This is a genomic window from Solimonas fluminis (assembly GCF_002930645.1).
GTDB lineage: Bacteria > Pseudomonadota > Gammaproteobacteria > Nevskiales > Nevskiaceae > Solimonas_A > Solimonas_A fluminis.
Window position 1 is genome coordinate 734,289 of record NZ_PSNW01000001.1, and the last position, 15,207, is coordinate 749,495.

15 protein-coding genes are annotated in these 15,207 nt (G+C 68.5%); 6 read left to right on the top strand and 9 right to left on the bottom strand.

Features of this window, described 5'->3' with window-relative positions; translation table 11 throughout:
- Positions 1–17 precede the first annotated feature (17 nt).
- Genes C3942_RS03400 through C3942_RS03420 form a run of 5 tightly spaced genes read right to left on the bottom strand, consistent with a single transcriptional unit; the run spans position 18 to position 4,764 of the window.
- Complete coding sequence (locus C3942_RS03400) at positions 18–578, bottom strand: REP-associated tyrosine transposase (RefSeq protein ID WP_207765966.1); 561 nt, start codon at positions 576–578, stop codon at positions 18–20.
- On the bottom strand, positions 575–1,327 hold the full coding sequence (gpmA, locus tag C3942_RS03405) for a 2,3-diphosphoglycerate-dependent phosphoglycerate mutase (protein ID WP_104228907.1): 753 nt from the start codon (positions 1,325–1,327) through the stop codon (positions 575–577). The genes C3942_RS03400 and gpmA overlap by 4 nt, the downstream gene beginning before the upstream one ends.
- Entirely contained in the window at positions 1,324–3,276 is a 1,953-nt protein-coding gene (locus C3942_RS03410; RefSeq protein ID WP_104228908.1) for an acetoacetate--CoA ligase, read from the bottom strand. Before C3942_RS03410 ends, gpmA begins: the two co-directional genes overlap by 4 nt.
- 43 nt (positions 3,277–3,319) lie before the next feature.
- On the bottom strand, positions 3,320–3,844 hold the full coding sequence (locus tag C3942_RS03415) for a gamma carbonic anhydrase family protein (RefSeq protein WP_104228909.1): 525 nt from the start codon (positions 3,842–3,844) through the stop codon (positions 3,320–3,322).
- Positions 3,841–4,764 carry an alpha/beta hydrolase gene (locus C3942_RS03420; protein ID WP_104228910.1) on the bottom strand — a complete coding sequence of 308 codons (924 nt, stop codon included), beginning with the start codon at positions 4,762–4,764 and terminating at the stop codon, positions 3,841–3,843. Before C3942_RS03420 ends, C3942_RS03415 begins: the two co-directional genes overlap by 4 nt.
- Before the next feature lie 135 nt (positions 4,765–4,899).
- Between C3942_RS03420 and C3942_RS03425 the strand changes: the two genes are divergently transcribed.
- The 6 genes from C3942_RS03425 (at position 4,900) to C3942_RS03450 (ending at position 11,855) form a co-directional block, all read left to right on the top strand.
- The gene (locus tag C3942_RS03425; protein ID WP_165797306.1) at positions 4,900–5,475 is read left to right on the top strand and encodes a LemA family protein; all 576 of its coding nucleotides are present in this window, start codon (positions 4,900–4,902) and stop codon (positions 5,473–5,475) included.
- Between the two features lie 144 nt (positions 5,476–5,619).
- Positions 5,620–6,627 (top strand): hypothetical protein, encoded by a 1,008-nt coding sequence (locus tag C3942_RS03430; protein ID WP_104228912.1) that lies wholly within the window; start codon positions 5,620–5,622, stop codon positions 6,625–6,627.
- Complete coding sequence (locus C3942_RS03435) at positions 6,624–7,571, top strand: GIDE domain-containing protein (RefSeq protein WP_104228913.1); 948 nt, start codon at positions 6,624–6,626, stop codon at positions 7,569–7,571. The genes C3942_RS03430 and C3942_RS03435 overlap by 4 nt, the downstream gene beginning before the upstream one ends.
- Positions 7,572–7,771: 200 nt before the next feature.
- Positions 7,772–9,823 (top strand): M3 family metallopeptidase, encoded by a 2,052-nt coding sequence (locus tag C3942_RS03440; protein ID WP_104228914.1) that lies wholly within the window; start codon positions 7,772–7,774, stop codon positions 9,821–9,823.
- A 159-nt stretch (positions 9,824–9,982) separates the two neighbouring features.
- On the top strand, positions 9,983–10,750 hold the full coding sequence (gene xth, locus C3942_RS03445; protein WP_104228915.1) for an exodeoxyribonuclease III: 768 nt from the start codon (positions 9,983–9,985) through the stop codon (positions 10,748–10,750).
- Positions 10,751–10,832: 82 nt separating this feature from the next.
- A complete protein-coding gene (locus tag C3942_RS03450; protein WP_133164223.1) occupies positions 10,833–11,855 on the top strand; it encodes a hypothetical protein in 1,023 nt (340 codons plus the stop codon).
- Between the two features lie 12 nt (positions 11,856–11,867).
- Here C3942_RS03450 and ggt read toward each other — a convergent pair whose 3' ends face one another.
- The 4 genes from ggt to rsmD form a co-directional block, all read right to left on the bottom strand.
- Positions 11,868–13,541: a gamma-glutamyltransferase gene (gene ggt / locus C3942_RS03455; RefSeq protein ID WP_104228917.1), complete on the bottom strand. Its 1,674-nt coding sequence runs from the start codon at positions 13,539–13,541 to the stop codon at positions 11,868–11,870.
- Positions 13,538–13,792, bottom strand: coding sequence for a YfhL family 4Fe-4S dicluster ferredoxin (locus tag C3942_RS03460; protein WP_104228918.1), 255 nt, complete (start codon positions 13,790–13,792; stop codon positions 13,538–13,540). Before C3942_RS03460 ends, ggt begins: the two co-directional genes overlap by 4 nt.
- A gap of 250 nt (positions 13,793–14,042) precedes the next feature.
- Entirely contained in the window at positions 14,043–14,537 is a 495-nt protein-coding gene (coaD, locus tag C3942_RS03465; RefSeq protein WP_104228919.1) for a pantetheine-phosphate adenylyltransferase, read from the bottom strand.
- A gap of 49 nt (positions 14,538–14,586) precedes the next feature.
- Positions 14,587–15,138: a 16S rRNA (guanine(966)-N(2))-methyltransferase RsmD gene (gene rsmD / locus C3942_RS03470; protein WP_243393502.1), complete on the bottom strand. Its 552-nt coding sequence runs from the start codon at positions 15,136–15,138 to the stop codon at positions 14,587–14,589.
- Positions 15,139–15,207: the final 69 nt, after the last annotated feature.

Here is a 15,207-nt window from a genome sequence, read left to right on the forward strand (position 1 = left end):
TTCACGTGGGAGCGGCTTCAGCCGCGATCTTCCTCGAGCCAGATCGCATCCCAAAGCGGATAGTCGCCCACTCTTCCGACCAGGCCCGCCCGCAGCGGATTGGCGACGATGTAGCGCGCTGCATCGCGCAGATTATCGTCGTCCCGGATCAGGTGGTCGTAGTAGCCGGGTTGCCAGAGCGGGCCGTTCCCGCCGCAGCGGCGATTCACACGCAGAGCGCTGACGGATTTGAAGCGACGCACGAGCGACGCCAACTCGGCCTGCTCACCCAGTTGGACCAGCCAGTGCAGATGATCCGGCATCCAGGTCCAGGCAAGAGTGCGTGAATCTCCTGAGACCTCACGGTCATGGAGACAGGCGGCTACCACCCTCCCCCGCCAGAAATCATCAAAGACCGGCTTGCGTTCCTGCGTGGCAAAGCGCAGGTGATAAACGTGATGCGGAAGAGAAACCCGCCTCGGCGCAGTGCAGACGAGTGCGGGTTGTGGGTCATGGGGGAAAAGATCGCGGCTGAAGCCGCTCCCACAAGGAAAAAAGCAGCCCCGTGGGAGCGACGCAAGTCGCGATCTTGATCTCAGCCCTTCGCCTTCGCCTGGTTCGCCACCGCCTCGGCGGCCTTCTTCGCCGCCTCGGGGTCGCCGAGGTAGCGGTGCGACTTCACCGTCAGGTCGTCGTTCAGCTCGAACAGCAGCGGAATGCCGGTGGGGATGTTCAGCTCCAGGATTTCCTTGGGCGAGACGTTGTTGAGGTACTTGTAGAGCGCGCGCAGCGAGTTGCCGTGCGCGGTCACCAGCACGGTCTGGCCGGCCTTGAGCTGCGGGGCGATGGCGTCGTGCCAGTAGGGCAGCACGCGATCCAGCGTGGTGGCCAGGGACTCGGTGCCCGGCAGCGCCTGGGCGTCGAGCTTGGCGTAACGCGGATCGTTGGCCGGGTGGCCGGGATCCTTGATGTCCATCGCCGGAGGCGGGATGTCATAGGAACGGCGCCAGACCTTGACCTGCTCCTCGCCATGCTTGGCGGTGGTCTCGGCCTTGTCCAGGCCCTGCAGCGCGCCGTAGTGGCGCTCGTTCAGGCGCCAGGTCTTGTTCACCGGAATCCACATCTGGTCCATCGCGTCCAGCGCGGTGTACAGCGTGCGGATGGCACGCTTGAGGACCGAGGTGTGTGCTACGTCGAAATGGAAGCCCTCGGCCTTCATCAGCTCGCCGGCGGCCCTGGCTTCGCGCGCGCCCTGCTCGGTGATGTCCACGTCGACCCAGCCGGTGAAGCGGTTGTCGAGGTTCCACTGGCTCTGGCCGTGGCGGAGGAGGACGAGTTTCTTGGTCATCTAAGTGCCTCAGGTGAAAGATTCTTGAAGTAGTCCAGCGACTGCGGGTTGGCCAGCGCGTCAGTGTTCTTGACCGGCCGGCCGTGGATCAGGTCGCGGACGGCGATTTCGGTGATTTTACCGCTGATCGTGCGCGGCACCTCCGGGCAGGCCAGGATCTTGGCCGGCACGTGACGGGGGGTCAGGCCGGCGCGGATGGCCCTGGCGATGCGGCCGCCCAGGGCTTCGTTCCACTCCACCCCCTCGCGCAGGCGCACGAACAGGATCACGCGGTCGTCGTTGTCCACCCGCTGGCCCACCACCACCGACTCCAGCACTTCCGGCTGGGCGTCCACCACCCGGTAGATCTCGGCGGTGCCGATGCGCACGCCGCCGGGGTTCAGCGTGGCGTCCGAGCGGCCGGTGATCACCAGGCCGCCGTGCGGGGTCATCTCGGCGTAGTCGCCGTGGTACCAGATGCCCGGGAAGCGCTCGAAATAGGCTGCGCGGTAGCGGCTGCCGTCCGGATCGTTCCAGAAGGCCACGGGCATCGACGGGAAGGCCTTGGTGCAGACCAGTTCGCCGGGCTGGCCGCGCACCGGCTTGCCCAGTTCGTCGTAGACCTCCAGGGCCATGCCCAGTCCCGGCCCCTGCAGTTCGCCGCGGAACACCGGGCTCCAGGGATTGCCCAGCGCAAAGCAGGACACGATGTCCGTGCCGCCCGAGATCGACGCCAGCTGCAGGTCGCGCTTGACCGAGTCGTAGACGTAGTCGAACTGTTCCGGCGCCAGCGGCGAGCCGGTGGAGAAGATCACGCGCAGCGCTTCGAGCTTCACATGGTCCTTGGGCACCCAGCCGCTCTTCTCCAGGGCGGAAAGGTACTTGGGGCTGGTGCCGAAATGGGTCAGCTGTTCGCGCTCGGCCATGGAGAACAGCGCCTCGGGGCCGGGATGGAAGGGCGAGCCGTCGAACAGCACCAGCGTGGCGCCCACCGCCAGGCCCGACACCAGCCAGTTCCACATCATCCAGCCGCAGGTGGTGAAGAAGAACAGGCGGTCGCCGGTACGCAGGTCGCCATGGAGCATGTGCTCCTTGAGATGCTGCAGCAGCGTGCCGCCGGCGCCGTGGACGATGCACTTGGGCTTGCCGGTGGTGCCCGAGGAATAGAGGATGTACAGCGGGTGGTCGAAGGGCAGCTGCGCGAACTCCAGCGCGCCCTCCGCCCGGTAGTCGCCGAACAGCACGCCCTGCTTCAGCGGCGACAGCGGTGGCGCCTCGTTCAGGTAAGGCACCACCACGACGCGGCGCAGGCTCGGCAGCGCCGCTTCGATCTGGGCGACACGCTCCATCGTGTCCACGCCCTTGCCGCCGTAGCTGTAGCCGTCGCAGGCGATCAGCACCTTGGGCTCGATCTGGCCGAAGCGGTCGAGCACGCCGTTGAAGCCGAAGTCCGGCGAGCAGGACGACCAGGTGGCGCCCAGGCTGGTGGCGGCCAGCATGCCGATCACCGCCTCCGCGCAGTTCGGCAGGAAGGCGGCGACGCGATCGCCCGGCACCACCCCCTCCCGCTTCAGCGCCGCGGCCAGGCCGCGCACCTGCTCCTGCAGCTGCGCATAGGAGATTTCGCGGCGGCGGCCGCGCTCGTCCAGCACCACCAGCGCCGCCGTGCTGTCGTGGAAGCGCAGCAGGTTCTCGGCAAAGTTGAGGCGCGCGCCCTCGAACCAGCGGGCGCCGGGCATGCGGGTGGCGTCATCCAGCACCTGCGTGTAGGGGCTGCCGGCACGCACGTCGGCGAACTTCCAGACCGTTTCCCAGAACACCGCGGGATGCTCCACCGACCACTGCCACAGGGCCTGGTAGTTCTCGCCGTCGCTGTCGAACAGGCCGGCGTCACGCAGGTGGTGGGCGAAGGCGCCCAGGGTGGTGGCGCCGCGCTGCAGGCGGCGCGGGCTCCAGAGTGGTTCGGACATCCTTGATCTCCTTGAAGCAGCACTGTCCCCGGCGGCCGTGGCCCTAGCCGAGGTATTTGTTCTTGACCTTCACGTAGTTGTCGGCGGAGTACTTCAGCGAGGCGATCTCCTCCGCGGTGAGTTCGCGGGCCGCCTGCGCCGGGGCGCCGCGGTACAGCCAGCCGCTCTTCAGCGTCTTGCCCGGCGGCACGGTGCTGCCGGCGGCGATCAGGACATCGTCCTCCACCACCACCTTGTCCATCACGATCACGCCCATGCCGACCAGGCAGCGGTTGCCGATGCGGCAGGCATGCAGGATCACGCCGTGGCCGATGGTCACGTCGTCGCCGATCTGCAGGTCGGCGCCGCCGGGCGAATAGGGCCCGTCGTGGGTGACGTGCAGCACGGAGTTGTCCTGCACGTTGCTGCGGGCACCGATGCGGATGCGGTTGACGTCGCCGCGGATCGACACCAGCGGCCAGACCGAGGCATCGTCACCCAGCACTACGTCGCCGATGACCTGGGCGGAGGGGTCGATGTAGACACGCTCGCCGACCTTGGGCCAGAGGCCCTGGAACGGCCGGATCATGGCGAGGACAGCGGCACGGACTCGATCTCCAGCGGCACGGCCTGGATGTCGGAAGGCGTCTGCGGGGAGGGGCGCTGGTAGGTCGCCATGCGCTTGACGAATTCGTCGACGTGGTCGACCACGTCGGTGGAGCCGCGCAGCACCGAGCCGAAAGCACCGATGATGAAGGTGTGGCTCATCTTGGGATAGATCACCGTCTCCACCGGGCCGCCGGCGTTGGCGACGGCCTTGGCCAGGCTGCGGGTGTTGTCCGGCCAGACGATCTCGTCGTTCTCGCCGTGCAGCAGCAGCAAGGGCGGATTGAGTCCGTCGGCGAAGAAGACCGGCTGCGACTGCTCGAAGCGCTCCGGCGGGCCGAAGATGTCGCGCAGCACCGGGTCGGTGATCGGCAGGAAGTTGTAGGGTCCGGCCAGGCCGATCATGCCGCGCAGCCAGCCGCGCGAGCCCCCGACCTTCTTCAGGTAGGACTCGTTGAGCGCCAGCATCGCGGCGATATGCGCGCCCGAGGAGTGTCCCATCACGAACAGCTGGTCCGGGTTGCCGCCATAGGCCGCGGCATTGCTGCGGGCCCACTTCACCGCCTGCGCACCGTCCTCGACGAAGGACGGGAAGCGGACCTGCGGATACTTCCGGTAGTTGGGGACCACGGCAACGATGCCGCGCGAGGCCAGGGCCTGGCCGACGAAGCGGTACTCCTGCTTGTCGCCCTCGCTCCAGCGGCCGCCATAGAAGAACACCACCACCGGGGCGTTGCGCGCGCCCTCCGGCGTGTACACGTCCAGTGTCTGGCCGGTCGCCGGGTCATACGGCAGGTTCATGGCCTGGTTGTAGCCGGAGGAGGGCGTGAAGGCATTGAGGACGCCGGGGCCGGTGCAGCCGGCCAGCAGCGCGAGGGAGAGCAGGACGATCAGCTTGCGCACGGAAAAACCTTCTCGTTGGCGGGTTTGGGCTGAAAACGAAGGGCGACATGGTAGCGTGCCCGGGCATTTTCACGCATCCTTTAGGCCACATAGGGACCCCGCAGGCAGGGGCCCGGTTCCAAAGGGGGCGGACGAATCATGATCAGCAGCTTCATCTGGCTGGCGGTCGCGGCGGCGGTACTGCTGTACGGCATCGTGATCTACAACGGCCTGGTCAGCCTGAAGCATGGCGTGACCAAGGCCTGGAGCAACATCGACGTGCTGCTCAAGCAGCGCCACGACGAACTCCCCAAGCTGGTCGAGACCTGCAAGCAATACATGCAGTTCGAGCGCGACACCCTGGAAAAGGTCATGAAGGCCCGCTCCGGCGCCCAGACCGCGCGCGAGGCCGGCGATGTCAAGGGCGTGGGCGCGGCAGAGGGCCTGATGCGCGCCGGGCTGGGCGGTATCGTCGCCACCGTGGAGGCCTACCCGGAACTGAAGGCCAACCAGTCGATCCAGCAGCTGCTGGGCCGCATCACCGGCCTGGAAAACGCCATCTCCGACCGCCGCGAGTTCTACAACGAGACGGTCAACGTCAACAACGTACGCATCGAGCAGTTCCCGGACGTCATCGTCGCCCGCCTGCTCGGCTTCAAGTCCGCCGTGCTGCTGGAGTTCTCCGAAGAGGAGAAGCGCGATGTCGACATGAAGGCCCTGTTCAACTCCTGACCCCGCCGGCAGGCCCCGCACCGGGGATTTCCTGTGGTCAATGCCTTCCCGCAACCCCTCTCCCCGCCGACTGCTCCGCAGCCGGTCCTCCCCTCTCCCACAAGGGGAGAGGGGAGCTAGCGTCGCCACGCGACCGGCATCTTCGTGCGCGCCCTGAACTCCATCGGCCTCGGCCTGCTGTTCTGGGCCGCGCTCGGCCTGTTCTGCAGCTACCAGGCCGTGGAACTCTACTTCCAGCAGCGCGAGGACTCGCGCCGCATGCAGCAGGAAATCCTGGCGGACCATGCCAGCTACAGTGCCCTGCTGATCGAACAGGGCTTCGAGCCGCCGCCCGCTCCGCATCTGGAACCCTGGGCGGAGCGCATCGACAGCTGGGCGGCGCAGCTGCCCATCCCGCAACTGCTGGTCTGGCTGGCCTGCACCGTGCCGCCGGCCGTCCTGGCGCTGTGGCGCATGCTGCTGGCCCTGCGCACCGCGCGCCAGATCGAGGACCTGCCCACCTCGCGCCTGCGCGGCGCCGCCCAGGGCTACGTCGAGCTGCACGGCCGCGCCGCCGCGCTGCCGCAGGAAAAGGACCTGCGGGCGCCGCTGTCCGGGGAGGGCTGCGTCTGGTGGGCCTGCCAGGTGTTCCGCGAGCAGGGCATCGGCGACAAGAAGCAGTGGCGCATGACCCGCGACGAGCAGAGCGCCGAACCCTTCCTGGTGGATGACGGCAGCGGGCTGGCGCTGGTGCTGCCCCAGGGCGCGGACGCCGCCTCGGTGCGCTGGCGCTCCTGGCAGCCCGACAGCTCCACCCGCCATGTCGAGGGCACCATCAAGGCCGGCGACGATCTCTACCTGCTGGGCGACCTGCGCACCTTCCGGGCCCCGTGGACCCGGGTTCCTGACCGCGCCGCAGCCTGGCTGCCGCAGGTGGAGCGCATGGCGGCGCAGCGCTTCCCCGAGGGCGGCAGCGAGCCGGGTGCCAACACCCTGTCGCGGCCGGCCGACGGCCGGCGCTTCATCCTGGCCACCCAGCCCCAGGCCAGCCTGATCCGCGGCGAACGCTGGGCCGCCGCCATCTGCCTGCTGCTGTTCCTGGTACTGGCACCGCTGGCCCTGGCCGCGCTGGCCGGCGCCTGGGGCCATGTCGAATACTTCTACCTCTCATGAATGCCTTCCTGCAGCAGATCGCCGGCGACCTCCGCCAGGCCGATGCCGGCCAGTTCTGGTTCTGGACCCTGTTCGCCGCCGCCGGCGCGCTGGTCCTGTTCGGGCTGGCCTTCCGCTACCTGCGCCAGTCGCGCCTGATCCAGGACACGCCGGTGTCGCGCATCCGCTCGGCGGCGCAGGGCTATGTGCGGCTGCAGGGCCATGCCCGGCTGCTGCCGGGCCCTGAAATCCATTCGCCGCTGAGCGGCTCGCGCTGCTGCTGGTGGTGGTACCGCATCGAGCGGCAGGAAACCACCTACCGCAACGGCAAGCGCAGCACCGAGTGGGTCACGGTGGAGGCGGAGACCAGCGGCGAGTTGTTCCAGCTCAGCGACGAGACCGGCGACTGCATCGTGGACCCGGCGGGCGCCACCGTGTACCCGAGCCTGGAACGGCAATGGCGAGGCCGCACGCAGCGCCCCGAGGGGCCCCCGTTGGGCAGGCGCTGGTTCGGCGGCGGCGACTACCGCTACAGCGAAAAGCTTCTGCAGTTCGGCGACTACCTGCTGGCGCTGGGGCAGTTCCGCTCGCAAAGCCACGCGCCGCAGTTCGACGAGGCCGCCGAGCTGCGCGAGCTGCTGGCCGAGTGGAAGCGCGACCGGGACGCCCTGCTGGGCCGCTTCGACGCCGACCGCAACGGCGAGATCGACGCGCAGGAATGGGAGGCCGTGCGCCGCGCCGCGCTGGAAGCGGTGCGCGCACGCCAGCTGGAGCAGTCGCTGGACCCCGACATCCACGTGCTGGACCGCAGCCGCGACGGCCGCCCCTTCCTGCTGTCCACGCTCAGCGCCGAGCAGTTGCTGCGGCGCCAGCGCTGGTGGACATTTTTTAGCCTCCTGGGCTTCCTGTCCCTGGGCTGCGCCGCCGTCTTCGCCCTGCAGGCCCGCGGCGTGGGGGGCGGCTGACACTGTGATTAATTGAATGCAATAATTTTTATTGTATATATATAATAACGATGAGCGCCGATACGGCCGTATCGGCGCCCCGCTAAATTCCCCCCCGAAACAATCCTCTGCGGAAATGGCCGCGGTGGCGCCTCGTGCCCGGGGTTGAAGGGGGAGACAATAGCGCCCAAGTAGAAGCTCCCCCTGTACCAATCAGAACCATGACCAACCCCCTGCTTGCCGCCGCGGGCCTGACGCCCCTCCCCGTCTTCGACCAGATCCTGCCGGCCCATGCCGAGCCGGCGATCGATGCCGTGCTGGCGCAGAACCGCGAAGAGCTGCAGGCATTGCTCGCCCAGAACCGGCAGCCGAGCTGGGACAGCCTGATCGAGCCGCTGGAAGAGATGGGAGACCGCGTGCACCGCGCCTGGGGCCCGGTATCGCACCTGTTCAGCGTCACCAGTACCGCCGAGTGGCGCGCGGCCTTCAATGCCTGCCTGCCCAAGGTCACCGAGTACGGCATCGAGCTGTCGCAGTCCGAGCCGATGTACCGCGCCTACCAGGCGCTGGCCGACAGCGCCGAGTTCAAGACCTACGGCTTTGCCCGCCGCAAGGTGGTCAACGACGCGCTGCGCGACTTCAAGCTGTCCGGCATCGCCCTGCCGCCGGAGCAGAAGGCCCGCTACAAGGACGTCAGCCTGCGCCTGTCGGAGCTGCAGACCAAGTTCGAAGAAAACCTGATGGACGCGATCCAGGCCTGGAGCAAGCAGGTCACGGACGCCTCCCTGCTGGACGGCATGACCGAGGCGGCGAAGCAGTCCGCCGCCGCCAAGGCGCAGGCCAAGGGCCTGGAGGGCTGGCTGCTGACGCTGGACTTCCCCAGCTACGATGCCGTCATCACCTATGCCCGCAACCGCGAGCTGCGCCGCGAGCTGTACGAGGCCTACGCCACGCGTGCCTCCAACCAGGGCCCCCTGGCCGGCCAGTTCGACAACAGCGAGCTGATGGAAGAAATCCTCAGGCTGCGCCACGAGCAGGCCCAGTTGCTGGGCTACCGCAACTTCGCCGAGGTGTCGGTGGCCACCAAGATGGCCGAGTCGCCGGACGAGGTCGAACGCTTCCTGCTCGACCTGGCGCAGCGCGCCCGGCCGCGCGCCCAGCGCGAGCTGGACGAGCTCAAGGCCTTTGCCAGGCAGCTCGACGGCCTGGCCGATTTCCAGCCCTGGGACTCGTCGTACTACGCCGAGAAGCTCAAGGAGCAGAAGCTGGGCCTGTCGGAAGAGGAGCTGCGCCCCTACTTCCCGCTGCCCGGCGTCGTGCAGGGCATGTTCGACCTGGTGGAGCGCATCTACGGCATCCGCGTGGAGCCGGCCGCCGGCGTGCCGGTCTGGCATGCCGACGTGACCACCTACGCGCTGAAGAACGCCGAAGGCCGCCAGTTCGGCATGTTCTACCTGGATCCCTACGCCCGCCCGGAAAAGCGCAGCGGCGCCTGGATGGACGAGTGCGTCAACCGCCGCCGCACCGCCTCGGGCCTGCAGCAGCCGGTGGCCTACCTGGTCTGCAACTTCACGCCGCCGCTGGCCGGCCAGCCGGCGCTGCTGACCCACGACGAGGCGCTGACGCTGTTCCATGAATTCGGCCACGGCCTGCACCATCTGCTGACGCAGGTCGACGAGGCCTCGGTGGCCGGCATCCACGGCGTGGCCTGGGATGCGGTGGAACTGCCCAGCCAGTTCATGGAGAACTGGTGCTACGACCCGGCCACGCTGCGCGGCTTCGCGCGGCACTGGCAGACCGGCGAGCCGATGCCGGAGGAGATGATCGCCAAGCTGCGCGGCAGCCGCTCCTTCCTCACCGGCCTGGCCAACGTCCGCCAACTGGAATTCTCGCTGTTCGACCTGCGCCTGCACCGCGACTACGACCCGGCGCAGGGCGGCCGCGTGCTGGCGACGCTGGATGCGGTGCGCGACATCGTCTCGGTCATGCGCCCGCCGTCCTTCAACCGCATGCCCTGGAGCTTCAGCCACATCTTCGCCGGCGGCTATGCCGCGGGCTACTACAGCTACAAGTGGGCCGAGGTGCTGTCGGCCGACGCCTTCGCCGCCTTCGAGGAGTCGAACTTCGCGCCCGAGACCGGGCACAAGTTCCGCGACACGATCCTGGCGCAGGGCGGCTCCAAGGAAGCGATGGAACTGTTCGTGGAGTTCCGCGGCCGCAAGCCGAGCATCGAGCCGCTGCTGCGGCACACGGGGCTGCTGGAAGCGGCTTGAGTCAACGCGGTAACCGCCCGCCCCTCCGGGAGCCGGGCGGCAAGGGTTCGCAGTGGGCTAGCCCCCTCTGCCGCAACAAGGGATTTCCTCCGATCCCGCGGCAGAGGGGGTTTTGCTCTTTTGGGTAGACTTCGCGCTCCGCCTTCCGCCGCCGAACCCATGAAGATCGCCTCCTGGAACGTCAACAGCCTGCGCGTCCGCCTGCCTCATCTGCTGGACTGGCTCAAAGCCGCCGAACCCGATGTGGTCGGCATCCAGGAAACCAAGTGCGTGGACGAGCAGTTCCCCTTCGCGGAACTGGAAGCGGCCGGCTACTTCGCCGCCCACAACGGCCAGAAGACCTACAACGGCGTGGCCCTGCTGGCGCGCCAGCCGCTGACCGAGGTCTGCCGCGACATGGAATGCTTCGCCGACGAGCAGCGCCGCGTCATCGCCGCCACGGTCGGCGGGGTCCGGGTGGTCAATGTCTACGTGGTCAACGGCCAGGCCGTGGGCAGCGAGAAGTACGACTACAAGCTGCGCTGGCTCGCCGGCCTGCGCCAGTACCTGGGAGAAGAACTCCAGAAATATCCGAAGCTTGCCGTGACCGGCGACTACAACATCGCCCCCGCCCCGGAGGACACCCACGACCCGGCGGTCTGGGAGGGCGGGATCCTCTGCTCGGAGCCCGAGCGCGCCGCCTTCCGCGCCCTGCTGGACCTGGGCCTGAAGGACAGCTTCCGCCTGTTCGAGCAGCCCGCGGCCAGCTTCACCTGGTGGGATTACCGGCAGGCCGCCTTCCGCCGCAACATGGGCCTGCGCATCGACCATATCCTGGCCTCGGACGCCCTGGCGGCAGCCTGCACGGGAGTCCGGGTACACCTCGAACCCCGCCGCCTGGAACGCCCGTCGGACCACGCTCCGGTCGTGTCGGAATTCACAGTCTGAATGTGAGCCCGGTCACATTTGCAGGGGCCGGGGACAGGGCTATTATGGGGCCATGAAACCCCTGAATAGGGGGGAGGAGTTCATGAGCCTTTTGCGGAAGAGGCGCAACCACTACGACGTCACCGACACCGTCCGGATTTCGCATCCGGACGAGGTGAAGGATGCCGTCTGCGGCATCGTGGGCTCGCTCTATCCCGGCATGGACCTGAAGCCCCTGCACCGTGCCTTCGAGGTCTTCACCCGGCTCTATGCCGGCACCCTGCCCGGCTACCTGGGCTGCGATACCTGGTACCACGACGCCCAGCACAGCCTGGACTGCGCCCTGGCCATGGCCCGCCTGCTGGACGGACATGAGCGCAGCGTGCCGGCGGCACAGCGGCTGGGCGAGCGGCGCACGCAGCTCGGCATCCTGATCGCGCTGTTCCACGACGCCGGCTACATCCGCCGCAGCAGCGACTCCGCCTGGAACGGCGCCGAGTTCACGCTCAACCACGTGCATCGCAGCGGCGAATTCCTGTCCGACTTCCTGCCGACGGTGGGCTTCGCCGATGCGGTGGAGCTGACGCGCCAGGTGGTGCATTTCACCGGCTACGAGATCGCGCTGGACAAGATCCGCGTGCGCCATCCGAAGGACCGCATGCTCGGCTTCATGCTCGGCACCGCCGACATCATCGCGCAGACCTCGGACCGCTGTTACCTGGAGAAGTGCAAGACCTACCTGTTCCGCGAGTTCGTCATCTGCGGCATGGCCGGCGCCGGCATCCCGGGGGGGCCCAAGGTCATGTACCCGCAGGTGGAAGACCTGCTGCGCAACACGCCGGACTTCAACAAGAAGCTCTGGGAGGAACGCCTCGATGGCTACTTCCAGGGCGCGTACCGCTACATGGACCACCACTTCGGCGGCCACAATCCCTATGTCGAGCAGATCGAGGCGCACCTGCGCCTGATCCGGCGGCTGGGCAAGACCGGCCGCTTCGACCGGCTGGCACGCAGGCCCCAGGCCATCGCCGCCCAGGAACTGCGCGAGATCGCCGGGCTCAACCCGCCCCCGGCCGGCTCCTCCTCCTCGAAGAAGCCGCGCGGCGAGATGCGCCGGGCGGCCTGAGGCCGCCCCTCCCTACCTCGGCTGTACCGTGCCGGCGCCCACCGCGCGCGGATCGGCTGCGGCGTCCAGCTTGCCGCCCTTCGGGTCCCAACTCACCAGCTGCAGGTTGCCGTAGCTGCCCGGCACCAGGTTGAGGCTGTCGGGCCCCAGCTGCTTCAGCACATGTCCCATGGCCCTGAGCTGCGCCTGCTGCGCCTCCGGCAGAGCACCCGGCTCGAACTGCACCGTGTCCGGCAGGTACTGGTGGTGGTAGCGCGGCAGCGCCGCGACCTGCGCCGCCGTCAGGCCGTCGATCCAGCCGAGGATGCCCAGCGCCACCATCGTGATGATGCGGCTGCCGCCGGGCGTGCCGATCACCAGCGCGCCGCGCGGGCCTTCGACGAAGGTCGGCGTCATCGAGGACAGCGGACGCTTGCCCGGTGCGACGCGGTTGGGCACCGAGCCGATCAGGCCATAGGCATTGCTCGCCGCGGTGGCGGCGGAGAAGTCATCCATCTCGTCGTTGAGGAACAGGCCGGTGCCCGGCACCACGAAGCCGGAGCCGAACGGCAGGTTGATCGACAGCGTTGCCGCCGCGCGGTTGCCTTCGCGGTCGATCACCGAGATATGCGTGGTGTTGCCGCCTTCCGACGGCGGCGGCAGCGCGGCGCTGGGCGTGGCGCGGTCGGGCCGGATGCTGGCGGCGAGCTGCAGCGCGTGGTCGCGCGAACTCAGGCGCCCCACCGGGATATCCACGAAGTCGGGATCGCCCAGGTAGCTGGCGCGGTCGCGGTAGGCGCGGCGCATCGCCTCGATCATCAGGTGGCGCGACGCGGTGGAACCGTCGTCCTTCCAGCCCAGCGCTTCCAGTTGCTGGAAGATCTGCGCCAGGCCGATGCCGCCGGCCGAGGGCGGCGGCGCGGTGACGATGCGGTACTCGCGGAACCAGGTGACCAGCGGCGCGCGCTCCACCACGCGGTAGCGGCGCAGGTCCTCCTCGGTCCAGATGCCGCCGGCCGCGCGCACGCCGGCAACCAGCTTCCTGGCGACTTCGCCCTCGTAGAATCCCGCCATGCCGCGCCGGGCCAGCGCCTTGAGCACGCGCGCCAGGTCCGGCTGGCGCAGCGTGTCGCCCGCCTGCAGCGGCCTGCCGTCGGGCGCCAGGATGTCGCGGGCCGCCGGCGACAGGCGCGAAAGATTGCCCTGGATGGTGGCCGCCAGCTTGGCGTCCACCACGAAACCGTCGGCGGCATAGCGGATCGCCGGCTCCAGCAACTGCGCCAGCGGCAGCCGGCCGTAGGTGTCGGCGATATGCACCAGCGCCGCCGGCTCGCCGGGGATGCCGGCGCCCAGCGCGCCGTCGCGCGAGCGCTCGGCCACGGCCTTGCCGTCCGCCGACTGGAACATCGTCTCGGTGGCCGCCGCCGGCGCCGTCTCGCGGCCGTCGACGAAGGTCTCGCCGCCGTCCTCGTCGCGGTGCAGCAGCCAGAAGCCGCCGCCGCCCAGGCCCGAGCCGGTGGGCTCCGTCACCGCGATCGCCGCGCTGGCCGCCACCACCGCGTCGAAGGCATTGCCGCCCTCGCGCAGCACTTCCAGGCAGGCCTCGGTGGCCAGCGGGTGGGCGGTGGCGCAGGCATCGCCCGGCAGCTCCGCCGAGCGGGCAGGCAGCACGAGACCGCAGAGCAGCAGGAAGACGGCGCGTTTCATGAGACCAGTCGGGTGAGCTTGTGGTACTTGGCCATCAGCTGCTCCGGGGTCTCGACGTGGTCGGGGTCCAGGGGGATGCAGGCCACGGGGCAGACGTCCACGCATTGCGGGCGGTCGTGGTGCCCCACGCATTCGGTGCACAGGCCAGGGTCGATCTCGTAGATCTCCACGCCCTGCGAGATCGCCTGGTTCGGACACACCGGCTCGCAGACGTCGCAGTTGATGCACTCGTGGGTGATCTTGAGGGCCATACGGGTATTTTACCGCTCCCGGAGGCGGGAAGTTCCCGGCCCTGGCGGGGCACGCCACGAGCCCCTCTCGGCAACTGCTCCTGCGTTGCCCCAACTCGGGCATCCATGCCCTCGCCAACCCTCTCCCCGCAAGCGGGGAGAGGGAGGCAAGCCGCGGCGCCATCCATGGCGGGACTTCAGCTACCTCATTGCCCCCGGCCCGGCCATCCCTGGCCGGGCGCGCGATGGGCTGATCTGCCATGCAGGCAGATCACTTTTTCCCATCGCGCCCAAACCTCTGCAACAGCACCGGCACCACCGCCTTGGGCACCAGCTTCTCCACCGGCGCCCCCAGGCCCGCCAGCTCGCGCACCAGCGACGACGACAGGTGCGCGTACTCCGGCGAGGGCGCCAGCATCACCGTGTCGAGGTTGGCGTAGAGATCGCGGTTCATCACCGCCATCTGCTTCTCATAGTCCACGTCGCCCACCGTGCGCACGCCGCGCACCAGCACCGTCACGCCGTTCTCGCGCGCGAAATCCACCACCAGCCCGCTGAAGGCCTTCACCTCCACGTTGGGCAGGTCGCTCACCACCTCGCGGATCAGCGCCACGCGCTCGTCGGGGCTGAACTTGGGATTCTTGGCGATGTTGTAGCCCACCGCGACCACCAGCTTCGGAAACATCTTCGAAGCGCGCGTGATGATGTCGAGATGACCCAGGGTGATCGGGTCGAAGGTGCCGCTGTAGGCTGCAATGACGGACATGCGTTTCCTTGGGTGCAGACGTCAGCGCCACCGAAGGGCGATGACGGATTTACTTGGGGGGATGCTGGTACCGCGCCAGGCCGAAGCATACCTGACCGGCCTGCTTCTCCCGCATCAGTTCGTAGCCCGCCGGCAGGGCCGGCGGCTTGCCCTCGGGCCATTCCAGGTAGATGCGGTTCTGCTCCGGCACCAGCACGCGCGGCAGCTCCTGCAGCGCGCGGTCCAGCAAGGGACTGGCATAGGGCGGATCGAGGAACACCAGGTGGTAGCGGTGCCAGCTCTGGTCGAGGAAGTAGACCGCATCCATGCCGGTGACGTCCCAGCGCGTGCTGGGCGCCTTGAACTGCAGCAGGGCGGCCTTGATCATCGTGGCCTGGCGGCTGCCGTTCTCCACGAAGGTGCAGTGCGCGGCGCCGCGCGACAGTGCCTCCATGCCCATCGCGCCGCTGCCGGCGAAGAGATCGAGGCAACGCGTGCCCTCGATGGTCGGAGCCAGCCAGTCGAACACCGTCTGGCGCACGCGATCCGGCGTGGGCCGGGCGCCGCTGTCGCCGTCGAATTCGACGATGCGACTGCGCCACTCCCCGCCGATGATCCGCAATTTCCCTGGAGGCCGTTTCGCCATGGGAGGCAATTAAGCAAGAACCGCCGGCCCGGTCAACCGCCTTCA